A 25,559-nucleotide genomic window follows, 5' to 3' on the forward strand; every position below is an offset into this window, starting at 1 on the left:
TGACATTACAAAGTTAATATGCGCGCCCTATGCAAAAGGTAAAATTACCCCTAACGCTGGACCCTGTCCGCACTGCTCAGAAGCGCCTTGATTATCAGGGTGTCTACACATCTGTACAGGTGGAGCGTGTGGCCGAGTCGGTCGTTAGTGTGGACAGTGATGTGGATTGTGCCATGTCGTTTGCGGTTGATAACCAGCGTCTGGCAGTACTGACGGGTACTGCTGAAGTACAGGTGACGTTGCGTTGTCAGCGCTGCAACCAGACCTTTCCCCATCACGTAAAAGTGAGTTATTGCTTCAGTCCTGTCTCTTCTGAAGAGCAGGCCGAGGCATTACCGGAAGCGTACGAGCCGGTCGATGTTAACGAGTTTGGTGAGATCGATCTGCTGGCGGTTGTCGAGGATGAACTGATTCTCGCGCTGCCGGTCGTTCCGGTGCACGATTCTGAACACTGTGAAGTGTCCGAGGCGGACATGGTCTTTGGCAAACTGCCTGCAGAGGCGGAGAAACCAAATCCATTTGCCGTATTAGCCAGTTTAAAGCGTAAGTAATAGGAGTAAGGTCCATGGCCGTACAACAGAATAAACCCACCCGTTCTAAGCGTGGTATGCGTCGTTCGCACGATGCGCTGACCACTGCTGCTCTGTCAGTAGATAAAGTTTCTGGCGAAACTCATCTGCGTCACCACATCACTGCGGACGGTTACTACCGCGGTCGCAAGGTTATCGTTAAGTAAGTTTCTTGCTTAGCAAGGCGATACCTTGACACGTTTGACCCTGGCGATTGATGCCATGGGCGGGGACTTCGGTCCCTGCGTGACAGTGCCTGCAGCATTGCAGGCACTGGCCTCTCATTCGGAACTATTCCTTCTTCTTGTCGGACATCCCGACACCCTCACGCCATTGCTTGCCAAAGCGGATTCCTCCCTGACGGGGCGTTTGCAGGTTATCCCTGCCGAATCGGTTATTGCAAGTGATGCGCGGCCCGCTCAGGCCATCCGGAACAGTCGCGGCAGCTCAATGCGCGTGGCACTGGAGATGGTCAAAGAGGGGCGTGCGCAGGCCTGCATCAGCGCCGGAAATACCGGTGCGCTGATGGGGCTGTCGACACTCTTATTAAAACCGCTGGATGGCATTAAACGTCCGGCGCTGATGTCTGTTTTACCGCATCAGCAACAGGGTAAAACCGTGGTGCTGGATCTGGGCGCGAATGTGGACTCAGACAGTGCAATGCTGGTGCAGTTTGCTGTGATGGGGTCGGTGATGGCTGAGCATGTGCTTGGTATTCCACGGCCCCGCGTTGCGTTGCTCAATATTGGTCATGAAGAGACCAAAGGGCTGGAAAGCATCCGCGACGCTGCGGTAATGCTGCGAGAATCACCGCAAATCAACTATATTGGTTACCTCGAAGGTAACGAGTTGCTCACCGGTAAAACGGATGTGATGGTCTGTGACGGTTTTGTCGGAAACGTCACGCTGAAGACCATGGAAGGCGTGGTAAGAATGTTTCTTTCTCTGCTGAAGTCATCAGGGGAAGCGAAAAAACGGTCATGGTGGCTGAGGTTGCTGGGGCGCTGGATTCAGAAACGTCTGGCGAAACGCTTCGGGCAACTCAACCCAGACCAGTACAATGGCGCTTGTCTGTTAGGATTGCGCGGAACAGTGATCAAAAGTCACGGCGCAGCAAATCAGCACGCCTTCGCCGTGGCGATAGAACAGGCAGAGCAGGCGGTGAGGCAGCAAATTCCCGAACGAATTGCTGCGCGCCTTGATGCTGTATTAGCCAGGAGTGACAAAGCCTAGATGTATACCAAAATTATCGGTACGGGCAGTTATCTGCCCAGCCAGGTTCGCACCAATGCCGATCTGGAAAAAATGGTGGAGACGTCGGACGAGTGGATTGTTACCCGTACCGGCATCCGTGAGCGTCGTATTGCAGCGCCTGACGAAACCGTCGCCACCATGGGATTCAGCGCGGCGCAACGCGCGCTTGAAATGGCAGGCATTGAAGCGAACGATGTTGGGCTGATTATTGTCGCCACAACCTCTTCCAGCCATGCCTTCCCCAGCTCCGCCTGCATGATCCAGCAAATGCTGGAGATCAAAGATTGCGCGGCGTTTGACCTCGCTGCTGCCTGTGCAGGTTTCACCTATGCACTGAGCGTGGCCGATCAATACATCAAAAATGGCGCGGTTAAGCATGCTCTGGTTATCGGCGCTGATGTCCTGGCGCGTGCGCTGGATCCGGAAGATCGCGGCACCATCATCCTGTTTGGTGATGGCGCGGGTGCGGTCGTGCTGGGCCAGAGTGAAGAGCAGGGCATTATCTCTACCCACCTTCATGCTGATGGTCGCTATGCGCAGCTACTGACGCTCCCGTATCAGGATCGTGCCCATCAGGATCAGCCTGCCTACGTCACCATGGCTGGCAACGAAGTCTTCAAGGTCGCCGTTACCGAACTGGCCCACATCGTTGATGAAACGCTGCAGGCAAACAATCTCGATCGTGAAATGCTGGACTGGCTGGTGCCGCATCAGGCAAACCTGCGCATTATCAGCGCTACCGCGAAAAAACTCGGCATGACCATGGATAAAGTGGTCGTCACACTGGATCGCCATGGCAATACCTCTGCGGCATCGGTGCCAAGCGCACTGGATGAAGCGGTTCGTGATGGCCGCATCAAACCCGGACACCTTATTCTGCTGGAAGCCTTTGGTGGTGGATTCACCTGGGGTTCTGCGCTGGTTCGCTTTTGATTGACAGGAACGTAAGATGACGCAATTTGCATTTGTTTTTCCGGGTCAGGGTTCACAGACCGTGGGCATGCTGACTGAATTAGCGGCGACGTATCCGCTGGTAGAAGAGACCTTCCGTGAAGCCTCTGATGCGCTGGGCTATGACCTGTGGCAGTTAGTGAGTCAGGGTCCGGCTGAAGAGCTGAACAAAACCTGGCAGACCCAGCCTGCACTGTTAGCCGCGTCAGTGGCTATTTACCGTGTCTGGCAGCAGCAGGGCGGTGAACAGCCAGCCGTAATGGCCGGTCACAGCCTGGGCGAATATTCTGCGCTGGTTTGTGCGGGTGTGATTAACTTTGCGGATGCCGTGAAGCTGGTTGAACTGCGCGGCAAACTGATGCAGGAAGCGGTGCCAGAAGGCACCGGCGCGATGCAGGCGATTATTGGCCTGGATGACGCGGCTATCCGTAAAGCCTGTGAAGAAAGTGCACAGGGCCAGGTTGTTTCACCGGTTAACTTCAACTCGCCAGGCCAGGTGGTCATTGCGGGAAACAAAGAAGCCGTTGAACGTGCAGGTGCTGCCTGCAAAGCTGCGGGCGCTAAGCGTGCGCTGCCGCTGCCGGTCAGCGTGCCTTCTCACTGCGCACTGATGAAACCCGCTGCGGATAAACTGGCGGTTGCCCTGGAGAGCATTACCTTTAATGCGCCTGCGGTGCCGGTGATCAATAACGTCGATGTGAAAGCGGAAACTGACGCTGCGGCTATCCGGCATGCGCTGGTTCGTCAGCTCTACAGCCCGGTTCGCTGGACCGAGAGCGTGGAAGCGATGGCGGCACAGGGCGTGACGCAACTGCTGGAGATGGGACCAGGCAAAGTCCTGACCGGTCTGACCAAACGTATTGTGGATAGCCTGACTGCGGCTGCCGTTAACGATACTGCATCCCTGACGGCTGCACTCGGTAAGGAATAAGAGGAAAATCATGAGCTTTGAAGGTAAAGTTGCGCTGGTTACCGGCGCGAGTCGCGGCATTGGTCGTGCGATTGCAGAAACACTGGCGGCACGGGGTGCCAAAGTGGTGGGTACTGCAACCAGCCAGAGTGGTGCCGACGCCATCAGCGCTTACCTTGGCGACAAGGGTAAAGGCCTGTTACTGAACGTGACTGACGCTGACTCAATTAACAGCGTTTTAGAGAATATTCGCGCTGAATTTGGCGAAGTGGATATTTTAGTCAATAATGCAGGCATTACGCGTGATAATCTTCTCATGCGCATGAAGGACGATGAGTGGGAGGATATCCTGGATACTAACCTCACATCGGTATTCCGTCTTTCAAAGGCGGTCCTGCGTGCCATGATGAAAAAGCGCGTGGGCCGTATCATCACCATTGGTTCCGTTGTTGGCACCATGGGTAACGCGGGTCAGGCAAACTACGCCGCAGCAAAAGCGGGTTTGATTGGCTTTAGCAAATCACTGGCGCGCGAAATCGCGTCACGTGGCATTACCGTCAACGTCGTGGCTCCAGGCTTTATTGAGACTGACATGACGCGGGCACTGAACGAAGATCAACGTTCCGGTATTTTGGCGGAAGTCCCTGCGGGTCGCTTAGGCGAAGCACAGGAAATCGCCAATGCTGTCGCATTTTTAGCCTCTGACGAAGCAGCCTACATCACAGGTGAAACGCTGCACGTCAATGGCGGAATGTACATGGTCTGATAAATCACGAAATCATTTGCTTTATTTGCGGTTAAAACCGCAAAATAACGCAAAATCGTGGTTCGACCAGCCGGGATTTTGTTGCATCTTTTTCACCATTTTATACACTACGAAAACCATCGCGAAAGCGAGTTTTGATAGGAAATTAAATAGTATGAGCGATATCGAACAACGCGTTAAGAAAATCATCAGTGAGCAGCTGGGTGTGAAAGAGGAAGAAGTCACCAACTCTGCATCTTTCGTAGAAGACCTGGGTGCCGATTCTCTTGATACCGTTGAGCTGGTGATGGCTCTGGAAGAAGAGTTTGATACTGAGATTCCAGACGAAGAAGCTGAGAAAATCACTACCGTTCAGGCAGCGATCGACTACATCAATAGCCATAAAGGCTAATGAATATCTTCAGGCGGTCGCTCGACCGCCTGATTTTTTTGTTTGTCCCACATAGTTCCCTATTTCCCCTCCCTGGAGGACGAACGTGTCTAAGCGTCGTGTAGTTGTGACTGGTCTTGGCATGTTGTCTCCTGTCGGCAATACCGTAGAGTCTACCTGGAGTGCTCTCCTTGCCGGTCAGAGCGGCATTACCCTGATCGACCATTTTGATACCAGTGCTTATGCAACCCGTTTTGCAGGTCTGGTAAGAGATTTTAATTGTGATGACTACATCTCGCGCAAAGATCAGCGCAAGATGGATGAGTTCATCCAATACGGCATTGTGGCTGGTATTCAGGCCATGCAGGACAGCGGTCTGGTTGTGACCGAGGAAAATGCAGGCCGTATGGGTGCAGCGATTGGTTCCGGCATTGGCGGTTTAGGTCTGATTGAAGAGAATCATACTTCGCTGGTCAACGGCGGTCCGCGCAAAATCAGCCCATTCTTTGTGCCTTCAACCATCGTTAACATGGTGGCGGGTCATCTGACCATCATGTATGGCCTGAAAGGCCCAAGCATCTCTATTGCGACAGCCTGTACCTCTGGCGTCCATAACATCGGTCATGCTGCACGTATCATCGCCTATAACGATGCTGACGTGATGCTGGCGGGTGGTACAGAGAAAGCCAGTACGCCATTAGGCGTCGGTGGTTTTGGTGCTGCACGTGCGCTCTCAACCCGTAACGAAAACCCGCAGGCGGCAAGCCGTCCGTGGGACAAAGATCGTGACGGTTTTGTGCTGGGCGACGGTGCCGGTATCGTGGTGCTGGAAGAGTACGAACACGCGAAAAAACGTGGCGCGAAAATTTATGCAGAAATCGTTGGTTTCGGCATGAGCAGCGACGCTTACCACATGACATCACCACCGGAAAACGGTTCAGGTGCGGCGGCAGCGATGGTTAACGCGCTGCGTGACGCTCAGCTGGATCCGGCGCAGATCGGCTATGTCAACGCACACGGCACCTCAACGCCGGCGGGTGATAAAGCAGAAGCGCAGGCGGTGAAATCAGTGTTTGGTGCGGCAGCACAAAGCGTGATGGTCAGCTCGACCAAGTCGATGACCGGTCACCTGCTGGGTGCAGCAGGCGCAGTTGAATCGATCTACTCGATTCTGGCGCTGCGCGATCAGGCCGTTCCACCGACCATTAACCTCGACAATCCGGATGAGGGCTGCGATCTCGACTTCGTGCCGCACACCGCACGTCAGGTTTCCGGCCTGGAGTATACCCTGTGTAACTCCTTCGGTTTCGGCGGTACCAACGGTTCATTGATCTTCCGTAAAGTGTAATCGTTGTTGATTGCTAAAAAGGCCCGCGATGCGGGCCTTTTTTTATCCTGCAGAATGCGCTGAAATCACAAGTCACGCGCAGGAGAGAACCATGTGGATTAACGGAATGAAACACCCGACGCTGCCCGCCAGCGATCGTGGCCTGCAGTTCGGCGACGGGTGCTTTACCACCGCCGCCGTGCATCAGGGTAAAATTGCATTGCTGAAGAGCCATATCCAGCGCCTCAAAGAGGGGTGTGAGCCGTTATGGATTAGCGGCGTTGACTGGAATCAGCTTGAGGCTGAGATGAAACAGGCTGCGCATGACCAGGCGCAGGCGGTGCTGAAAGTGATTATCAGTGCGGGCAGCGGCGGACGGGGTTATAGCCGCTCAGGCTGCGGTGAGCCGACGCGGATCGTCTCATTAGCGCCATGGCCGCAGCACTACGCCGGGTTACAGCAGCGTGGCGCTTCCCTCCGGATCAGCCCGATTCGTCTGGCGCGCAACCCGCAGTTTGCCGGTATCAAGCACCTCAATCGTCTTGAGCAGGTGATGATCCGGGCTCATCTTGACCAGACAGACGCCGACGAGGCGCTGGTGCTTGACACTGAAGGTTGGGTGGTGGAATGCTGTGCGGCCAATTTATTCTGGCGGCAGGGCAGTCACATTTTTACGCCCGATGTATCCGCCTCAGGCGTGGATGGCATTATGCGGCGAAGTCTGATGGCGCAACTTGCAACAGCAGGTCAGGCTTGTCAGGTGATAAAAAGCGAACCGGCACAGCTGCTGGCCGCCGATGAAGTGGTGATATGTAACGCGCTGATGCCGGTTCTGCCGGTCCGACAGATAGAGGCCGTACAGTTTACTGAGCGCTCGCTGTTTAATCAGTTGCACGCAAGCTGTAAAATGATAATGGATGCATCATGATTCGAAGCAAAAAAATTCTCGTCAGCCTGCTGGCGATTGTGGGTCTCGCGGCTGTGCTGAGTTACTGGCAGGTTAAGCAGTTTGCAGCTACCCCGTTGGCCATTAAGCAGGAAACAATCTACACATTGCCAGCCGGCACGGGCCGGGTCGCGCTTCAGGCGCAACTGGAAGAGAAGAAGATTATCCCACGCAGCATCTGGTTTGATGCGCTGCTGCGTCTTGAGCCGGAACTGGCAACCTTTAAAGCGGGCACCTATCGCCTGGAGCCAGCCATGACGGTGCGTTCGCTGTTACAGCTTCTGGCCAGCGGTAAAGAGGCGCAGTTCCCGGTGCGGTTTGTAGAAGGCCAGCGGCTGAAGGAGTGGCTGAGCGAGCTGCGGAAAGCGCCCTATATCCGGCATACCCTGAAAGATGATCAGTTCGCCACCCTTGCCAGCGCACTGAAAATCGGCCCTGAGCAGCTGGAGGGCAACTTTTTCCCGGACACCTACCTCTACACGGCTAATACGACCGATATGGCGCTGCTGCAGCGCGCACATGATCGGATGAAGAAAACCATCGATGAGGTGTGGCAGGGACGAGCGGATAATCTGCCCTATAAAACGCCACAGGATCTGGTGACGATGGCCTCCATCATAGAGAAGGAGACCGGCGTCAGCGAAGAGCGCGCGCGCGTTGCCTCGGTGTTTATCAATCGCCTTCGCACGGGCATGCGTTTGCAGACCGATCCCACGGTGATCTATGGCATGGGCGACAGCTATAACGGCACGCTGACCCGCAAAGATCTTGAAACGGCCAGCACTTACAATACGTATATGATTAACGGCCTGCCGCCGGGTCCGATTGCGATGCCAGGCAAAGCCTCACTGCAGGCCGCGGCCCATCCCGAGAAAACGAACTATCTCTACTTTGTTGCAGACGGCAAGGGCGGGCATACTTTTACGACCAACCTCGCCAGCCATAACAAGGCGGTGCAGGTCTACCGGCAGACGCTGAAGGAAAAAAATGCACAGTAAGTTTATCGTCATTGAAGGCCTGGAAGGCGCCGGAAAAACCACCGCGCGCGAGGCCATTGTCGCGACGCTGCGCGCCCGTGGTATCAGCGATCTGGTCTTTACCCGGGAGCCTGGCGGTACGCCGCTGGCAGAACAGTTGCGGGTGCTGGTCAAGCAGGGCATTGAGGGTGAGCAGGTCACGGATAAAGCCGAACTGCTGATGCTCTATGCGGCGCGGGTTCAGCTGGTTGAAACGGTGATTAAACCGGCACTGGCTCGTGGTGCCTGGGTCATCGGCGATCGTCACGATCTCTCCTCCCAGGCTTATCAGGGTGGCGGCCGGGGTCTGGACAGCGAGCTGATGCAAACGCTGCGCGATACGGTGTTAGGCGACTTCCGTCCCGATCTGACGCTCTATCTTGATGTCACCCCTGAGATCGGTTTGCAGCGCGCCCGTGCGCGTGGCGAGCTGGACCGTATCGAGCAGGAGTCGCTGCGCTTCTTTGAGCGCACCCGCGCCCGCTATCTGGCACTGGCCGCAGACGATCCCACCATTCTCACCATTGATGCAACCCAGTCGCTGGCAGATGTGACAGCGTCACTTCACGCGGCGCTGGACCGCTGGCTGGCGGAGCAGGCGTGATGAACTGGTATCCGTGGCTGAATCAGCCTTATCGCCAGGTGATTGGCCAGCATCAGGAGAATCGTGCGCATCATGCGCTGTTGATCCAGGCGATGCCGGGCATGGGTGATGAAGCGCTGGTCTGGGGGATGAGCCGCTGGCTGATGTGTCAGCAGCCGGATGGCCTGAAAAGTTGCGGAGAGTGCCACGGATGCCAGCTGATGCAGGCCAGCACCCATCCTGACTGGTATCGGTTAGAGGCGGAGAAGGGCAAAAGTACCCTGGGTATCGATGCGGTGCGGCAGGTGACAGAAAAAATGTATCACTTTGGTCAGCAGGGCGGCGCAAAAGTAGTCTGGCTGCCGGATGCCGCGCAGCTTTCAGAAGCGGCAGCTAACGCCCTGCTAAAAACGCTGGAAGAGCCGCCAGCCAACAGCTGGTTTTTCCTCAGCAGCCGCGATCCATCACGTCTGCTGGCCACACTGCGCAGTCGCTGCATGACGCTGCATCTGACGCCGCCCGATGAAGGACAGAGTCTGCTCTGGCTGAAGAAACACGCTTCGCACGATGAACAGATGCTGCTGGCGGCGCTGCGCCTGAGTGCGGGTGCGCCTGGGGCGGCGCTTAGCCTGCTGGAGAACGGGCCGTGGCAGGCACGGCAAAAGCTTTGCGACGCACTGCCCGCTGCGTTGCAGCAGGACATCCTGCAACTGCTGCCTGTGCTGAATGCTGACGATGCGGCAGCACGTATCGGCTGGCTGCTCTCTTTGCTGCTGGATGCGATGAAATGGCAGCAAAATGCAGGTCAGTGGCTGAGTAATATTGACCGTCAGGACGTGGTGCGGTTGCTGGCCGGATACTTTTCCGCCAGTGCCCTCAACAACAGCACCCAGGCGTGGATGCACTGCCGCGAGCAGTTACTGCATGTGGCGTCAGTAAATCGCGAATTATTGCTGACCGATCAGCTTCTGAGCTGGGCGGACAAACGCAAGCCCGCGCAGGTGAGCTAAACCTATCTGAGAGTAATTATGTTTATTGTGGATTCCCATTGCCATCTTGATGGCCTGGATTATGAAAAGAACCATCGTGACCTCGATGATGTGATCGCTAAAGCAGCGGCACGTGATGTGAAATTTATGCTGGCCATTGCCACCACGCTGCCGGGTTTCCATACCCTTAAGCGTCTGGTCGGCGATCGGAAAAATATTGCGCTCTCCTGTGGTGTGCATCCGCTGAATCAGGAAGAAGCCTATGACGTTGAGGCGTTTCGTCGGCTCTCTGCCGATCCTCAGGTGGTGGCGCTGGGTGAAACCGGCCTGGATTATCACTATCAGCCAGAGACGAAGGATCAGCAACAACGCTCGTTCCGGGAACATATTCGTACCGGTATCGCGCTGAACAAGCCGATCATCGTTCACACCCGTGATGCACGTGACGATACGCTGGCGATTCTGCGTGAAGAGCAGGTTGAACGCTGCGGCGGCGTGCTGCACTGCTTCACTGAGGATCAGCCCACCGCAGCAAAACTGCTGGATATGGGCTTTTATATCTCCTTTTCCGGTATCGTAACGTTCCGTAATGCTGAACAGTTACGTGAAGCGGCGCGTTATGTGCCGCTGGACCGGATGCTGGTGGAAACAGATTCACCTTATCTGGCCCCTGTGCCGTACCGTGGCAAAGAGAATCAGCCTGCTTATACGCGCGATGTTGCCGACTACCTGGCCGTGCTGAAAGGTGTCGATGTGGAAACGCTGGCCGCTGCCACTACGCAAAACTTCTCTACGCTGTTTCACATCCCCATGAGCCAGCTGGGCGCGTAACCGGCTTTTATTTCAGTCTCTGTAATTAATCTGTAACCTGCCTGTATGCCCCTGTTTTTTCAGACAGGGGCAGCTTTTTATTGTCAATTACCGGTGCGGATCAGTAAGAAATTTCGTAAAGTGCGCACGTGCGATTGTCGAAACGTGATAGCCATCAAAGTAACAAAACGGGATTTATTTTACCCTTCGTAATAAATCAAAAGGCGGTCACCGCCACCCCGGCAAAGAATCCTCCCTCTTTGCCACGCGCACTGCGCAAATATGCACTCATACTCAGGAGCTTCACGCTATGTTCAAAAATGCTTTTGCCAACCTTCAAAAGGTCGGTAAATCGCTGATGCTGCCGGTATCGGTTCTGCCGATTGCCGGGATTTTGTTAGGGGTCGGTTCAGCCAATTTCAGCTGGTTACCTGCGGTGGTCTCGCATGTGATGGCAGAAGCGGGCGGATCGGTGTTCGCCAACATGCCGCTGATTTTTGCAATTGGTGTGGCGCTGGGCTTTACCAACAATGACGGCGTTTCGGCGCTGGCAGCGGTAGTTGCCTATGGCATCATGGTGAAAACCATGGCGGTGGTTGCCCCGCTGGTTCTGCATTTACCGGCAGCGGAAATCGAGGCTAAACACCTTGCCGACACCGGGGTTCTGGGCGGCATTATCGCGGGCTCTATTGCCGCTTACATGTTTAACCGCTTCTATCGCATCAAGCTGCCGGAATATCTGGGCTTCTTTGCCGGTAAACGTTTTGTGCCGATTATCTCTGGCCTGGCGGCAATTGTACTGGGCGTGCTGCTCTCCTTTATCTGGCCACCAGTGGGTGCTGCCATTCAGGAGTTCTCACAGTGGGCTGCTTATCAGAACCCGGTAGTTGCCTTTGGTATTTATGGCGTCGTTGAACGCGCTCTGGTGCCGTTTGGTCTGCATCACATCTGGAACGTTCCTTTCCAGATGCAGATTGGTGAATACACCAATGCAGCCGGTCAGGTGTTCCACGGCGATATTCCACGCTATATGGCGGGTGATCCGACGGCGGGTAAACTTTCTGGCGGCTTCCTGTTCAAAATGTATGGCCTGCCAGCGGCAGCGATTGCTATCTGGCATTCAGCGAAACCTGAAAACCGTGCCAAAGTCGGCGGCATCATGATCTCAGCTGCGCTGACCTCATTCCTGACCGGTATCACCGAACCGATTGAATTCTCATTCATGTTCGTGGCCCCAATCCTGTATGTGATCCATGCACTGCTGGCAGGTCTGGCGTTCCCAATCTGTATTCTGCTCGGAATGCGTGATGGCACCAGCTTCTCACACGGTCTGATCGACTTTATCGTACTGAGTGGCAACAGCAGCAAAATCTGGCTGTTCCCGATTATCGGTATCATCTACGGTCTGGTTTACTACACCGTATTCCGTGTTCTGATCGCGAAACTGAATCTGAAAACCCCTGGCCGTGAAGAGACCAGCAGCAGCGAGCAATCTTCTGCGACCGGTACAGAGATGGCGGGCAAGCTGGTGGCCGCGTTTGGTGGTAAAGAGAACATCACTAACCTGGATGCCTGTATTACCCGTTTACGCGTTAGCGTCGCCGATGTGGCGAAAGTGGATCAGAGTGAACTGAAAAACCTCGGCGCCCGTGGCGTGGTGGTTGCCGGTTCCGGCGTTCAGGCCATCTTCGGCACCAAATCCGATAACCTGAAAACCGATATGGATGATTACATCCGCAGTATGTAATTCTTCAGCGAAATGAAAAAGCCCCGCTAAGCGGGGCTTTTTTTTTGGCTGGTGTTACAGGTAAACACGCAGATACTCAGTCAGGCAGAGCAGCGCCATCGCCTGACCATAGGGCATTGAGGTGAGAGGTACCGTGCGGTAGTAGTCCAGGTCACTGCCCATCGCAGTACCGAAGGAGACCTGTTTCAGCTCGCCATCGTCATCGATATTAGCCATCACGCCGCGCAATGCTTTTTCTGCCACTTCACGGTACTCAGCAGGCAGATAGCGCTTACGAACCCCTTTCAGAATGCCATAGGCAAACCCTGCAGTGGCAGAGGCTTCCGGGTAACTGTCAGGATCATCAAGCAGGGTGTGCCACAATCCGCTGCTGTGCTGACAGTCCTTCAGCGCTTTAACCTGCGTCTCCAGCACCTGCTGCAGGAAGCGGCGGGTAGCGTGATGCTCAGGCCAGTCCATCATCTCCAGAAAGTCGGGAATAACAATCGTTACCCAGCTGTTGCCGCGCGCCCAGCGGGCGTCAGCAAAATTATGGCGGCCGTCGAAGTTCCAGCCGTGGAACCATAAGCCGGTTTCGCGATCCATCAGATACTGCGTGTGCAGCAGGAACTGATAGCTCGCTTCCTCCACCCACTCATCGCGTTTCAGCAGCTGGCCGATTTTGGCCAGCGCCATTACGCTCATCATCAGGGTATCGTCCCAGAGCTGCTGTGTGTTTTCGTTGTTGTAGACGATGTGCTGAAGGCCGCCCTGTTCGGTGCGCGGCATCTCGTACATAACCCATTCAGCCCAGCGTTCAAGCACCGGCACCCAGGCCGGGTTACCGGTCTCTTCATAGCGGTAAGCCAGCGTCAGAAAAGGACACACGGTATTCACATTTTTGGTCGGTGTGCCTTCTGCCAGACGCTCAGTGAACCACTCATCGATGATTGCCAGTGTCTGCTGATCGCCGGTTTGCTGATAATAGTGTAACATGCCATACAGACCGATGCCATGTGTCCATTCCCAACCCGCCCAGCCTTTGGTATCAATCACCCGGCCATCGTCCAGCCGCAATAAAAATTCGCCTGTCTCATCAGTGATGTTAACCAGATTTTGTGTCAGCTTTTGAATCAGCTGTACCAGGTGGCTGCGTGGCAGCAGATGCTCAGGCTGGCACAATAATTTGCTGTGTTTAACGGGAAATACAGTCATGGTTTATTCCTGTCGTTTTAAGGTCGAGTTTAAAGAAGTGGGTAAAGAGGGATGCGCGGACAATTTTTCCGGCGCTGGCTTATTACGGTTAAGAAAGCCAATGTTGTTGTTGCCCCAGAGATTTTCGTAAGGCATGCCAGCCAGTGTTTCAACGACACCGCGCGCTTCGGGGGTGATGCTTTCCGGCACGATGCGATCTGCTTCGCGCATTTTCAGCGTCTCCTCGCGCAGGACGGTGTGGGTCTGCAGATTAAGTTTAAAGCGCAGTGATACGATAAAACCGCAGGACAGCACGGCCACTGTGCCGATGCTCAGGATCGCCAGGATAGTGTGGCTGACACCGGGGACCTGGGTTGACTGGCCAGAGACAAAGCCGGAGAGCTGCAGCACGATACCGACCAGCATGACTGCGCCAGCCTGCGATGCTTTTCGCGTCAGAGTCATGATGCCGGCAAAAATACCTTCACGACGCTGACCGGTGATGGCCTCATCGACATCTGCGATATAGGTGTAGGTGTTCCATGGCACATAGTTAATGCCGCCACGTCCCAGACCTGCCAGAGCAGAGATAACCAACAGCAGGGACATGTTGTCGTTCATACCGGCATACCACAATCCGGCATAGGAGAGCGCTGCCAGGCCAAACAGGATGGCCACCAGACGGTAGGCGGGAGCAGGCCCCATGCGGATACAGAGCGGGATCATCGCCATCACAGCAATAAACTGCAGCACGGCCATGGTGCCCATCAGGCTGGAGGCAACCTGCGCACTCTGCATCAGCACAAACACCACATACCAGGTGAAGACCGCATTAAAGACGTCCTGAGCAATATAGCCGCCGAGGTACATGCCAAGGTGCTGGCGGAAGATGCGGATACGCAAGGTTGAGGCCAGCTCAACATAGAGCCGTTGCAGATTCTGCATCAGCGTCAGCTGCTGTTTTTCCTGCTCAGCACGCCGCGACTCGGCAGAAAAATCATCGGGGTGACGTTCCCAGGTAAAGCACCACACCAGCGTGAGCACCAGTGCGCAGATCACAGAGAACACCAGGCTTGCGTAGAAAAAGGAGTCGGCATTATCTTTGCCCAGCATACCCAGTAAAATGCCGGGTAAAAATGCGGCCAGAATGGCTGACAGCTGAGCCAGACCAATACGCGCACCAGAGAACCGGGTTTTTTGTTTGAAATCGTCAGTCATTTCCGGGACCAGCGTTTCATAAGGCACCAGGATCATGGTGTAGACGATATCAAACAGCAGGTAAGTGCCGAGATACCACCAGAAATTCATGTCGCTGACCCACATCAGGCTATAACTGAATACGCAGGGTATGCCTAACAGGATGAAGAATTTGCGGCGGCCAAAGCGTTTGCCCAGCCAGGTCGAGCCAAAGTTGTCGGTAAGAAAACCCATTAGCGGGCTGACCACGGCATCCAGCACGCGGGCAGCAGCAAATATTAAGGTGGCCTGAATCGGGGTTAATCCACAGAAGGTGGTATAAAAATAGAGCAACCAGGCGGCTGTGAGCGCCGTGGTGCCTGCTCCGAGAAAATCTCCGGAACCATAGGCCAGATAGTGGCCAAGACCAATTTTACGTGAGCGCATGGCTAATGCTCCTTGATGTTATATGGCGGTATATCCCTGGTGACGCCGGACTGCTCACCCGGACTGGTTAGCAAAGTAGAGCTGACGGGGCGGTTAAACCTTCGCAATTTGGCTAACGCTGGGCCTGTAGTGGCAATCACATAAAGAAAAGGATGGCGAAATTCTAATTTATAAAACAGCGTTTCATTTTACCGGTATAGCAGAGGTTTCGCGAGCATCAGGAAAGGTGTTCTGGTGAAGAAGGAGAGGTGCTGCTGCAAAGGCAGGCGAACAATGCAAGAAAAGTGGTACTGAGGTTGAAAGAAAACAAATTTCTCCCGCATACTGATTGATTACGACTCAGGCTAAAGGAATTGCACCATGGCTGAAGAAACCATTTTTAGTAAAATTATCCGCCGCGAAATCCCCGCTGATGTGGTGTATCAGGACGAGCTGGTCACGGCCTTCCGCGACATTTCGCCCAAAGCGCCAACGCACATTTTAATCGTGCCGAATGTACTGATCCCCACGGTCAACGAGGCGGAAGCGGCGCATGAGCACGCGCTGGGACGCATGTTTACGACGGCGGCGAAAATCGCCCGGCAGGAAGGCATCGATCAAAATGGTTATCGTCTGATTGTGAACTGCAATCAACATGGTGGGCAGGAGGTTTATCACATTCATATGCATCTGCTGGGCGGCGAACCGCTGGGTCCGATGCTCTCTAACTGATAACGGAAACGTGTTATGCGATCCTGGCTCACTGGCCTGCCGATCCTGCTCTGCCTGACGGCCTGTAGCAGTGATAAACCGATGATTAATACGTCACAGTCTCTGGTGATGGAGTCCTCTGTGTTGTCGGCAGGGATCATTACCGATGAGCCGACGCTGGATGAGAACGATGGACTGAAGCGTGCCACCAGCGTGCTCTATAATCAGCGCGAAACACCGGTGATTGTGCACTATCGTTATTACTGGTATGACGACAAAGGCCTGGAAATCACCCCGCAGGAACCGGCGCAGACCGTTACCGTTCCGGCGCAGGGCAGTATTGTCGCCACATCGCAGTTGGGTAACCTGACGGCCAGCAAGGTTCGTCTTTATCTCTATCTTTAAGGATTCTCTACGTGATACGCAGTGTTAATCGTACCGGAGCGCTCCTGATGGCGCTCATTCTGACCGGCTGTGTAGTGAAACAGCAGCAGCCCGCAACGGTTGAACCGACCCAGCCAGCAGAGCCAGTGCAGCCTGTTCCGCAACCTGAACCGGTGCCGCAACCGCAGCCCCAGCCTGTACCTCAGCCACCGAAGCTGGTCACCATCAACTGGGATGCCAGCGTACAGCCGCTGGTGGCGCAGATGTTGCAGGCCGCCAGCGCCGAGCCGGGCAGCGTGCTGCTGGTTGATCGGATCAAAAACAGCACCAACGGCGCGCTGCAAAGTGAGAAAGCCACGGCGGCTATCCAGAATGCGCTGAACAACAACGGCAAATTCACGCTGGTTTCTGCCGAACAACTGGCCCAGGCCAAACAGACGCTGGGATTATCACCGGATGACAGCCTGAACTCGCGCAGTAAAGCGATTGGCCTGGCTCGCAACGTGAATGCCCAGTATGTGCTCTACAGCAACGCGCGCGGCGATGTCAAAGCACCGACTCTGCAGATGCAGCTGATGCTGGTTCAGACCGGCGAGATCATCTGGTCTGGCAACGGCATTGCACAGAATTAATCCTGCGTTCAGGCGGATGATTCAGCAGGTCACCGGCGAGCCAGAGAACGTATCGCTTACCTCGCTTGCCGGTCTGACCGGACACAGCCAGAAGATTGTCAGCCCGCGCGGCACCTTTATTGCGCGGGCGGCACCACAAACGGCTATTCCGTTTGTGGATCGGCAGCGCGAATTCCGGCTGTTACGAAAAATGCGAGACAGCGGACTGGCACCGCGGCCCGTCGCGGGCCATCGTCAGGGCATTGTGCTGACCTGGTGCGCAGGCGACGCGCTGGATGAACAATCTTTCAGCCAGCAGCGTCCGCAAATAGTGGCACTGCTGCAGCAGCTGCATCGGCAGCCGTTAACCGGCTATCGGCTGCCGTTGTTGCCGCTGTTATGGCGCTACTGGCAGCTCACGCCACAGCGGCATCACCGCTGGCTGCGGGCGCTCAGGCGTCTGACACAGCAGGGCGAACCCCGGCCACTGCGGCTTGCCCCGCTGCACATGGATCTGCATGCCGGAAATGTGATACGTGGCCCCGAAGGTCTTCGTCTGATCGACTGGGAATATGCCGCTGATGGTGATGTGGCGCTGGAGCTGGCGGCAGTTTGTGCCAGCGATCCACAGCATCAGAGCGACTGGCTGGCTGAGTACGCTGCGGCAATGCAGCTGCCGCTTCCCGCGCTGAAGCAGCAGGTCAGACGCTGGCAACCCTGGCTGCGGTTACTGATGGCCAGCTGGTATCAGCTTCGTGCAGGACAGGGTGACGATGAAACATTACACCAGCTGGCTCGACAGAGCTGGGAACAGATTTAATCGCGTTATGCAGGTGCGTAACGCTACAGGATTCAGGTCATGAGAACACATTTACCCGGCCCCCTGATGCTTGATGTCGAGGGCTATGAACTGGATGGCGAAGAGCGCGACATCCTGCAGCACCCGCTGGTAGGCGGTTTAATTTTATTTGCCCGAAACTATCACGATCCAGCCCAGCTGGCAGAACTGGTGCGGCAGATCCGCGCCGCTTCTCATACCCGGCTGGTGGTGGCGGTCGATCAGGAGGGCGGTCGCGTGCAGCGTTTCCGTGACGGTTTCACCCAACTGCCCGCGATGCAATCTTTTGCCGCTCTGCATGATGCAGAGACAGCAGGTGAAATGGCGCAGCAGGCAGGCTGGCAGATGGCGGCTGAGATGATCGCGATGGACATCGATATCAGCTTCGCGCCAGTGCTCGACATTGGTCATATCAGCGCCGCCATTGGCGACCGTTCTTTCCACGCCGATCCGGCCATCGCGCTTGCCATTGCCCGCCGCTTTATTGCGGGGATGCATGAGGCTGGCATGAAGACCACCGGCAAACATTTTCCAGGCCATGGCGCGGTCAGCGCCGATTCACATAAAGAGACGCCACGCGATCCGCGCGACGAAAAGACGCTGCGTGAGCACGACATGGCGATCTTCAGCAGGCTGATTACCGAGCAGGCGCTGGATGCCATTATGCCTGCCCATGTGATCTACACCGACGTTGACCCGCTGCCCGCCAGTGGCTCGCCATACTGGCTGAAAACCGTGTTGCGCGAGCAACTGGGCTTTGACGGCGTGATTTTCTCCGACGATCTGTCGATGGAAGGTGCCGCCGTGATGGGCAGCTATCCTGAGCGGGCGCAGCAGTCTCTTTCTGCCGGGTGTGACATGATTCTGGTTTGCAATCAGCGTCAGGGAGCCATCAGTGTGCTGGATAACCTGATCCCGGTCGGGTCCGGGCGGGTTACACAGCTGTATCATCAGGGCAGATTTACCCGCGATGAGCTGCAGGCTACGCATCGCTGGAAAAACAATGCCCAGCAACTGAGTGCACTTCAGGAACGCTGGCTGGCTCACAAAGCGTCGTGGTAGCAGTGACTGCCCGGCGCTATCACTACCCTGAGGATTATCATGATCATCTATCTGCACGGTTTTGATTCAAGTAGTCCGGGCAATCACGAAAAGGTGCTGCAACTGCAATTTATCGACCCTGATGTCAGGTTGATCAGCTACAGCACCCGTCATCCTAAACATGACATGCAGTTTCTGCTGAAAGAGACCGATAAAATGCTCACGCTGTCCGACGACGACCGTCCGCTGATCTGCGGCGTCGGGCTGGGGGGCTTCTGGTCAGAGCGTATCGGTTTTTTGTGCGGCATCCGGCAGGCGATTTTCAATCCTAACCTCTTTCCGCAGGAGAACATGGAAGGGAAGATCGACCGGCCAGAAGAGTATCAGGACATCGCCACCAAATGCGTCAGCGATTTCCGCGAGCGCAATCGCGATCGCTGTCTGACCTTTCTCTCCCGTCATGATGAGGCGCTGGACAGCCAGCGCACCGCTGATCAGCTGCATCCATTTTATGAAATCGTCTGGGACGAGACCGAAGGGCATAAATTCAAAAATATATCCCCACATCTTCAGCGGATAAAAGCTTTTAAAACATTAGGTTAAGCAGGAAAGGCATCGCAAGGTGCCTGTTTTCATTACGTAATTATCTGAGTTTTATTTTCCCGCTTTGATGTATATCAATATTCTTATGTTCTCCTTATCCCGCCATGCTATTCTGCCAGCAGATTGCGATTTTAACTTCGCCAACCCTATGTTTCTTAAGGTTTAATTTAACCTTTGGTTAACTTTTGGTTCACAATTTGAGGGGGTCTTTGTTGACTACGTCTGTTAAGAAAATTGTTATTGTCGGAGGGGGAGCGGGCGGCCTGGAAATGGCGACGCAGCTGGGCCATAAACTGGGTCGCAAAAAGAAGGCCGAGATTATCCTGGTGGATCGTAACCACAGCCATTTGTGGAAGCCGCTGCTGCATGAAGTGGCCACGGGGTCTATGGATGAAGGCATCGATGCGCTGAGCTATCTGGCTCATGCCCGCAATCACGGGTTTGAGTTCCAGCTCGGTTCGCTTACCGATATCGATCGCAGCCGCAAAGTGATCCGTCTGGCCGAAGTGCTGAATGCGCAGGGCGAAGTGCTGGTGCCAGAGCGTGAAGTGGCCTACGACCAGCTGGTCATGGCGCTGGGCAGCACCTCAAATGATTTCGGAACGCCGGGCGTCAAGGATCACTGCATCTTCCTGGATAACCCGCATCAGGCGCGTCGGTTCCACAACGAAATGCTGAACCTGTTCCTGAAATTCTCTGCCAGCGAAGGCAGGGTCGAAAAAGTTAACATCGCCATCGTGGGCGGCGGTGCAACGGGCGTTGAGCTGTCAGCGGAGTTGCACAACGCGGTGAAACAGCTGCATAGCTACGGATTCAAAGGGCTGGGCCGTGAAGCGCTGAACGTAACGCTGGTTGAAGCGGGCGAACGTATTTTGCCTGCACTGCCACCGCGTATCTCTGCGGCGGCGCACCAGGAGCTGACCAGGCTGGGCGTGCGCGTGCTGACGCAGACGATGGTCACCAGTGCTGAGCAGAACGGCCTGAACACCAAAGGCGGCGAGTTTATCGAAGCCGATCTGATGGTCTGGGCGGCGGGGATTAAAGCGCCGGACTTCCTGAAAGAGATCGGCGGGCTGGAAACCAACCGCATCAATCAGCTGGTGGTCAAAGATACGCTGCAGACCACGCTGGACGATGACATCTATGCTATTGGCGACTGCGCCTCCTGTGCCCTGCCGGGCGGGGGATTTGTGCCACCGCGTGCCCAGTCAGCACACCAGATGGCCTCACGCGCGATGGACAATATCCTGGCGCAGCGTCAAGGCAAACCGCTGAAGGCCTATGTTTATAAAGATCATGGCTCGCTGGTGTCGCTCTCCCGCTTCAGCACGGTCGGCAGCCTGATGGGTAACCTGATGCGCGGTTCGATGATGGTGGAAGGGCGCATTGCGCGTTTTGTTTACATCTCGCTCTATCGTATGCACCAGATCGCACTACACGGTTATTTTAAAACCGGCCTGATGATGCTGGTCGGCAGCATCAACCGGGTTATTCGCCCACGGCTTAAGCTGCACTAAGCCACAGCCGCTAATCGGGCAAAGTCTGAGCCTCCTCATTACTGAGGGGGCTTTTTTTTTGCACAAGACGTAAAAACAAACGCAGCTGGCGGCAGGATTCTTACCTGTTAAAACCCCCATCCGGGCAGGCTCATATTCAGTGCTTGCGGCTTCAGGTGAACGCTGACGGGTTGTCTGATTACAGACCGGTTTGTTTCGGGCCGCTACGCACGCGAATCGGGTCATTTCATCAGGTCCGGCACCACAAACGCATCAGTGAAAGCGGGCGCACAAAGCCGAATGCTTACTTTGTTTAATCTTCTGAATAATAATGAATTTATGACAGGGAGGCAGCCTGGCACCCCAGTTTGTCCGCACCTCAGAACTCTCCTAAAAACTGGCCCTGATAGCAAAGTGACCGATTTCCTCCATTTATCTGATGTTGCAATTTCGGTCCATCTGTAAAACTTCATCCCAACAAACACGGCGCGTCGCGCACGCCGGTTATACCTCACTAAACGAGGATGCTTTAGCGGCAGGAATGCGCGGTAACACTTTTCAGGAGGAACTTCCTGTGAATAAATCAATGTTAGCGGGTATCGGTATTGGTGTGGCAGCAGCGCTGGGTGTTGCTGCTGTGGCAGGCATGAACGTGTTTGATCGCGGTCCTCAATACGCTCAGGTACTGGCTGCAACGCCAATCAAAGAGAGCATCAGACAGCCCCGTCAGGAGTGCCGCAATGTCACCCTGACTCACCGTCGGGCTGTTCAGGATGAAAACCGTCTTGCTGGCTCTGTATTAGGTGCAGTGGCAGGTGGTGTGCTGGGTCACCAGTTTGGTGGCGGTCGCGGCAAGGATGTCGCGACAGTGGCAGGTGCGTTAGCGGGTGGTTATGCCGGTAATCAGGTCCAGGGCGGACTGCAGGATCGTGATACCTACACCACAACCGAACAGCGCTGCAAAACAGTTTATGACAAACAAGAGAAAAAACTGGGATATGACGTGACCTATAAAATAGGCGATCAGCAGGGCAAAATCCGTATGGAAAACGACCCCGGCACACGTATTCCACTGGATCGCAATGGTCAGCTGATTCTTAACGGCGACCAGGCGTAATTGGGCAAAGCTTTGCCGCACTGGCGGCCACACAGCACGACGTAATGAAAAAGGCGCATCTCAGGATGCGCCTTTTTTGTCACTTTTCCGCGCGTTACCAATCAACTCAGCACCGCGCGGGCAGGGCATTACGCCTGATGCTCGGCCAGTTGTGACACGAAGCCCTGCACCCAATCCATACGAATTTTTCTTTCCGACAGCTCGCGGGTAAATCGCAGGCGTGTTGGCCCATCCAGTTTCCACTGCTGCGGCTCTTTCTGCAGCAGACTGATCAGCCATGCCGGATCGACCCTGTTCTGCGGCGCAAAATCGAAATAGCCGCCTTTGTCGCTGGCTTCGATCTTACGCAGCCCCACCGCACGGGCTTTCAGGCGGATAATCGCCACGTCCAGCAGGTTACGCGCCGCGTCAGGCAGCAGGCCGAAGCGGTCAATCATCTCAACCTTCAGCTCCTGCAGCTCCTCTTCAGCCTCCGCGCTGGCAATGCGCTTGTAGAGTGAAAGACGGGTGCTGACATCCGGAATAAAGGTTTCGGGGAGCAGCGCGGGCATCCGCAGCTCTACTTCGGTCTGGTTGCTGGTGAGATCTTCGAGTGAAGGCTCGCGACCCGCTTTCAGCGCATCAACAGCATTCTCAAGCAGCTCCATGTAAAGTGTGAAGCCCAGCGTCTCCATCTGTCCGCTCTGCTCATCACCCAGCAACTCGCCAGCGCCGCGAATCTCCAGATCGTGGGTTGCCAGCGCAAAACCGGCACCCAGATCTTCCAGTGAGGCGATCGCCTCCAGGCGCTTATGTGCATCGGCGGTCATTGCCTTTGGATGTGGTGTCAACAGCCAGGCATACGCCTGATGATGCGAACGGCCGACGCGACCGCGCAGCTGATGCAGCTGCGCCAGGCCAAAGTGATCGGCCCGCTCAATGATGATGGTGTTAGCGGTCGGAATGTCGATTCCGGTTTCGATGATGGTGGTACAGACCAGCACGTTGAAACGCTGATGATGGAAATCGTTCATCACCCGTTCCAGCTCGCGCTCGCGCATCTGGCCATGACCAATCGCCACCCGCGCTTCCGGCACCAGTTCGCTGAGACGCTGCGCCGCTTTTTCAATATTTTCAACGTCGTTGTAGAGATAGTAGACCTGTCCGCCACGCAGAACCTCACGCAGGATCGCCTCACGGATCACCAGATCGTCATATTCACGGACAAAGGTTTTAACCGCTAAACGACGGGCAGGCGGCGTGGCGATTATAGACAGATCGCGCATACCGCTCATGGCCATATTCAGGGTGCGCGGGATCGGCGTAGCCGTCAGGGTAAGGATGTCCACATCGGCACGCATCGCCTTGATGCGCTCTTTGTGACGTACCCCGAACCGGTGTTCTTCATCGACAATCAGCAAACCGAGGTCGTGCCATTTCAGATCGCTCATCAGCAGCTTATGGGTGCCGATCAGGATGTCGATCTTGCCCTCGCTGGCCTGTTCCAGCACCTGCGCCTGCTCTTTGGCGGTACGGAAACGGGAAAGCATCTCAATGCGAACCGGCCAGTTGGCAAAGCGATCGCGGAAGTTATCGTAATGCTGCTGTGCCAGCAGGGTCGTCGGCACCAGCACGGCCACCTGTTTGTGGTTCTCAATGGCGAGAAACGCAGCGCGCATCGCAACTTCCGTTTTACCAAAGCCCACGTCGCCGCACACCAGGCGATCCATTGCCAGCGGCTGACACATATCGCTCAGCACGGCGTTAATTGCCTGCGCCTGATCCGGCGTGGTCTCAAACGGGAAACTTTCGCAGAACAGCTGATACTGCTCACGGTCATGCTTAAAGGCAAAACCGGTTTTTGCCGCGCGCTGGGCATAAATATCCAGCAGTTCAGCCGCCACATCACGCACTTTCTCCGCCGCTTTCTGCCGCGCACGAGACCAGGCATCGCTGCCCAGTTTGTGCAGCGGGGCGTTATCGTCGGCCCCTCCGGCATAGCGGCTGATCAGGTGCAGCGACGAAACCGGCACATACAGTTTGGCGTCGTTGGCGTATGAGAGCATCAGGTATTCCGCCTCAATGCCGCCCGCTTCGAGCGTGGTCAGGCCGATATAGCGGCCCACACCGTGCTCCAGATGCACCACCGGCTGGCCGGGATGCAGCTCCGCCAGGTTACGGATCAGGATGTCCGGGTTAATGGTGCGACGGGTATCCTGACGGCGACGGCTGACGCGCTCGCCCAGCAGATCGCTTTCGCAAATCAGCGCCCGGTTGCCCTGGGTATCAATAAAACCGCGCTCGCTGGCACCGATCATCAGACTGAAGCGATCGTCGACGGTTTCATCGAAGCGGTGCACCGGCTGAGGACGCAGTTTGATGCGCGCCAGCAGTTCCTGCAGGCTCTCGCGGCGGCCTTCACTTTCCACCGAGAAGACCACCGCCCCGCTGAAGGTCTCAATAAACTGACGCAGATGGTCGAGCGGCGCTTTCGCCTGCGCCTGAACGGTCAGGTCAGGCAGAGGGGTATAACCGAGATTGGTATTGGCGGCTTTGGCGGGCAGCACCTCATTGGTCATCTGGATACGCGGCCAGGCTTTCAGCTCGCCCATTAAGGCATCCGGACGCAGCCACAGCGTAACCGGCTCCAGCAGCGGGCGCATCGGGTCAACACGGCGGTTTTCATAACGAGCTTCGGCATCCTGCCAGAAACGGCTGGCGCTGCCTTCAAGATCGCCGCAGTTCACGATCAGGGTATTGTCAGGCAGATAGCTGAACAGGCTGGGTAACGGCTGCTCAAAAAACAGCGGCTGCCAGTATTCGATGCCCGCAGGCAGCGTGCCTTTACTGACCTGCTGATAGACGTGCTCCGACTCGCGGCGCACATCAAAAATTTCGCGCCAGCGGCTGCGGAACAGCTCAATGGCGGCTTTGTCGCTGGGAAACTCATGCGCAGGCAGCAGGTTAATCTCTGCAACCGCTTCCAGCGTACGCTGGTTATCGACGTCGAACAGGCGCAGGCTGTCGATCTCATCATCGAAAAAGTCGATGCGGTAGGGTTGCTCGCTGCCCATCGGGAACAGGTCGAGCAGGGCACCGCGCGTGGCGTATTCACCGTGCTCCATGACCTGATCAACATGACGGTAACCGGCCTGCTCAAGCTGATCGCGCAACCGGTCGCGTGACAGTTTTTGTCCCTGCTTCATCACCAGCGCATGGCCGTGCAGGAAGCTGTGCGGACAGACGCGCTGCATCAGGGTGTTCACCGGCATGATCAGCATACCGCGCTGCATCACCGGCAGCTGGTAGAGGGTCGACAGGCGCGAGGAGATAATATCCTGATGTGGTGAGAAGCTGTCATAGGGCAGCGTTTCCCAGTCGGCGAGGTGTGCTACCGGCAGATCGGTAAACTGGCGGATTTCGTCCAGCAGGCGCAGGGCGGTTTGGGTATCGGGGGTAATCATCAATACCGGACCAGCATGGCGTTCAGTAATGCTGGCACACTCTACCGCATGCGCAGCGCCGATGAGCTGACCGAGCTGACGGTGATCGCCGGATTTAACGGGCAGGGTATAACGAGTCTGTTCGGGCATGGGATCTCGGGGTTGCTCCATTTTTCCAGGACGTAATCATTCCATATTATGTCAGGGGGATCACCTTTGCGGCACAATTTTCCTGCCGCGCCGCGCTGAACCCGGAGATCGGTCAGCCATTACCGGGCGTCGGCGGTAATACAGCGGATAGAGAGAGGATAGACGGAGTCTGG

At 55.7% G+C, this 25,559-nt stretch carries 25 protein-coding genes; 22 read left to right on the forward strand and 3 right to left on the reverse strand.

From position 1 onward, the window contains the following. The first annotated feature begins 29 nt into the window (after window positions 1-29). The 14 genes from yceD to ptsG all read left to right on the forward strand — a co-directional run bounded on the left by yceD (window position 30) and on the right by ptsG (window position 12,238). Window positions 30-551, forward strand: coding sequence for a 23S rRNA accumulation protein YceD (gene yceD / locus N5J69_RS15595; RefSeq protein ID WP_008925931.1), 522 nt, complete (start codon window positions 30-32; stop codon window positions 549-551). 14 nt (window positions 552-565) lie between these two features. Next, on the forward strand, window positions 566-736 hold the full coding sequence (rpmF, locus tag N5J69_RS15600; protein WP_003849870.1) for a 50S ribosomal protein L32: 171 nt from the start codon (window positions 566-568) through the stop codon (window positions 734-736). A gap of 25 nt (window positions 737-761) precedes the next feature. Beyond that, window positions 762-1,802, forward strand: coding sequence for a phosphate acyltransferase PlsX (plsX, locus tag N5J69_RS15605; RefSeq protein WP_279771503.1), 1,041 nt, complete (start codon window positions 762-764; stop codon window positions 1,800-1,802). After that, a complete protein-coding gene (locus N5J69_RS15610) occupies window positions 1,803-2,756 on the forward strand; it encodes a beta-ketoacyl-ACP synthase III (protein ID WP_031376570.1) in 954 nt (317 codons plus the stop codon). It begins immediately after the preceding gene. A 16-nt stretch (window positions 2,757-2,772) separates the two neighbouring features. Further along, window positions 2,773-3,705 carry an ACP S-malonyltransferase gene (fabD, locus tag N5J69_RS15615; protein ID WP_279771505.1) on the forward strand — a complete coding sequence of 311 codons (933 nt, stop codon included), beginning with the start codon at window positions 2,773-2,775 and terminating at the stop codon, window positions 3,703-3,705. A gap of 10 nt (window positions 3,706-3,715) precedes the next feature. Then, entirely contained in the window at window positions 3,716-4,450 is a 735-nt protein-coding gene (gene fabG, locus N5J69_RS15620; RefSeq protein WP_279771507.1) for a 3-oxoacyl-ACP reductase FabG, read from the forward strand. Between the two features lie 154 nt (window positions 4,451-4,604). After that, window positions 4,605-4,841, forward strand: a complete 237-nt coding sequence (gene acpP, locus N5J69_RS15625; protein WP_003849865.1) for an acyl carrier protein — start codon at window positions 4,605-4,607, stop codon at window positions 4,839-4,841. Window positions 4,842-4,926: 85 nt separating this feature from the next. Beyond that, window positions 4,927-6,168 (forward strand): beta-ketoacyl-ACP synthase II, encoded by a 1,242-nt coding sequence (fabF, locus tag N5J69_RS15630; protein WP_279771508.1) that lies wholly within the window; start codon window positions 4,927-4,929, stop codon window positions 6,166-6,168. Window positions 6,169-6,259: 91 nt separating this feature from the next. Beyond that, entirely contained in the window at window positions 6,260-7,075 is an 816-nt protein-coding gene (pabC, locus tag N5J69_RS15635) for an aminodeoxychorismate lyase (RefSeq protein WP_279771509.1), read from the forward strand. Further along, entirely contained in the window at window positions 7,072-8,091 is a 1,020-nt protein-coding gene (gene yceG / locus N5J69_RS15640) for a cell division protein YceG (RefSeq protein ID WP_279771510.1), read from the forward strand. Before pabC ends, yceG begins: the two co-directional genes overlap by 4 nt. After that, window positions 8,081-8,713 (forward strand): dTMP kinase, encoded by a 633-nt coding sequence (gene tmk / locus N5J69_RS15645; protein ID WP_279771511.1) that lies wholly within the window; start codon window positions 8,081-8,083, stop codon window positions 8,711-8,713. The genes yceG and tmk overlap by 11 nt, the downstream gene beginning before the upstream one ends. Next, window positions 8,713-9,702: a DNA polymerase III subunit delta' gene (gene holB / locus N5J69_RS15650; protein ID WP_279771622.1), complete on the forward strand. Its 990-nt coding sequence runs from the start codon at window positions 8,713-8,715 to the stop codon at window positions 9,700-9,702. Before tmk ends, holB begins: the two co-directional genes overlap by 1 nt. Before the next feature lie 18 nt (window positions 9,703-9,720). Next, window positions 9,721-10,512 carry a metal-dependent hydrolase gene (locus tag N5J69_RS15655; protein WP_279771512.1) on the forward strand — a complete coding sequence of 264 codons (792 nt, stop codon included), beginning with the start codon at window positions 9,721-9,723 and terminating at the stop codon, window positions 10,510-10,512. 289 nt (window positions 10,513-10,801) lie between these two features. After that, entirely contained in the window at window positions 10,802-12,238 is a 1,437-nt protein-coding gene (gene ptsG, locus N5J69_RS15660; protein WP_279771513.1) for a PTS glucose transporter subunit IIBC, read from the forward strand. 54 nt (window positions 12,239-12,292) lie between these two features. Here ptsG and N5J69_RS15665 read toward each other — a convergent pair whose 3' ends face one another. Together N5J69_RS15665 and N5J69_RS15670 are read right to left on the reverse strand one after the other, a co-directional pair. Beyond that, window positions 12,293-13,432 carry a glycoside hydrolase family 88 protein gene (locus N5J69_RS15665; protein ID WP_279771514.1) on the reverse strand — a complete coding sequence of 380 codons (1,140 nt, stop codon included), beginning with the start codon at window positions 13,430-13,432 and terminating at the stop codon, window positions 12,293-12,295. A 3-nt stretch (window positions 13,433-13,435) separates the two neighbouring features. Further along, complete coding sequence (locus tag N5J69_RS15670; protein WP_279771515.1) at window positions 13,436-15,034, reverse strand: MFS transporter; 1,599 nt, start codon at window positions 15,032-15,034, stop codon at window positions 13,436-13,438. A 360-nt stretch (window positions 15,035-15,394) separates the two neighbouring features. Here N5J69_RS15670 and hinT point away from each other — a divergent pair, with 360 nt between their 5' ends. From hinT to N5J69_RS15710, 8 genes are all read left to right on the forward strand, one after another. After that, complete coding sequence (gene hinT, locus N5J69_RS15675; RefSeq protein WP_009090851.1) at window positions 15,395-15,745, forward strand: purine nucleoside phosphoramidase; 351 nt, start codon at window positions 15,395-15,397, stop codon at window positions 15,743-15,745. Window positions 15,746-15,760: 15 nt separating this feature from the next. Then, complete coding sequence (locus N5J69_RS15680; protein ID WP_009090849.1) at window positions 15,761-16,129, forward strand: DUF1425 domain-containing protein; 369 nt, start codon at window positions 15,761-15,763, stop codon at window positions 16,127-16,129. 11 nt (window positions 16,130-16,140) lie between these two features. Further along, entirely contained in the window at window positions 16,141-16,740 is a 600-nt protein-coding gene (gene lpoB / locus N5J69_RS15685; RefSeq protein WP_279771516.1) for a penicillin-binding protein activator LpoB, read from the forward strand. A gap of 16 nt (window positions 16,741-16,756) precedes the next feature. Then, a complete protein-coding gene (thiK, locus tag N5J69_RS15690; RefSeq protein ID WP_279771517.1) occupies window positions 16,757-17,539 on the forward strand; it encodes a thiamine kinase in 783 nt (260 codons plus the stop codon). A gap of 39 nt (window positions 17,540-17,578) precedes the next feature. Continuing rightward, window positions 17,579-18,619 (forward strand): beta-N-acetylhexosaminidase, encoded by a 1,041-nt coding sequence (nagZ, locus tag N5J69_RS15695; protein WP_279771518.1) that lies wholly within the window; start codon window positions 17,579-17,581, stop codon window positions 18,617-18,619. Between the two features lie 39 nt (window positions 18,620-18,658). After that, window positions 18,659-19,201 carry an alpha/beta hydrolase YcfP gene (gene ycfP, locus N5J69_RS15700; RefSeq protein ID WP_279771519.1) on the forward strand — a complete coding sequence of 181 codons (543 nt, stop codon included), beginning with the start codon at window positions 18,659-18,661 and terminating at the stop codon, window positions 19,199-19,201. Between the two features lie 212 nt (window positions 19,202-19,413). Next, window positions 19,414-20,718 carry an NAD(P)/FAD-dependent oxidoreductase gene (locus tag N5J69_RS15705; protein WP_279771520.1) on the forward strand — a complete coding sequence of 435 codons (1,305 nt, stop codon included), beginning with the start codon at window positions 19,414-19,416 and terminating at the stop codon, window positions 20,716-20,718. 553 nt (window positions 20,719-21,271) lie between these two features. Then, window positions 21,272-21,814 (forward strand): glycine zipper 2TM domain-containing protein, encoded by a 543-nt coding sequence (locus tag N5J69_RS15710; protein WP_033732285.1) that lies wholly within the window; start codon window positions 21,272-21,274, stop codon window positions 21,812-21,814. Window positions 21,815-21,942: 128 nt separating this feature from the next. Here N5J69_RS15710 and mfd read toward each other — a convergent pair whose 3' ends face one another. Continuing rightward, window positions 21,943-25,386: a transcription-repair coupling factor gene (gene mfd / locus N5J69_RS15715; RefSeq protein ID WP_279771521.1), complete on the reverse strand. Its 3,444-nt coding sequence runs from the start codon at window positions 25,384-25,386 to the stop codon at window positions 21,943-21,945. Window positions 25,387-25,559: the final 173 nt, after the last annotated feature.

The organism is Pantoea sp. GD03673 (assembly GCF_029844725.1).
GTDB lineage: Bacteria > Pseudomonadota > Gammaproteobacteria > Enterobacterales > Enterobacteriaceae > Pantoea.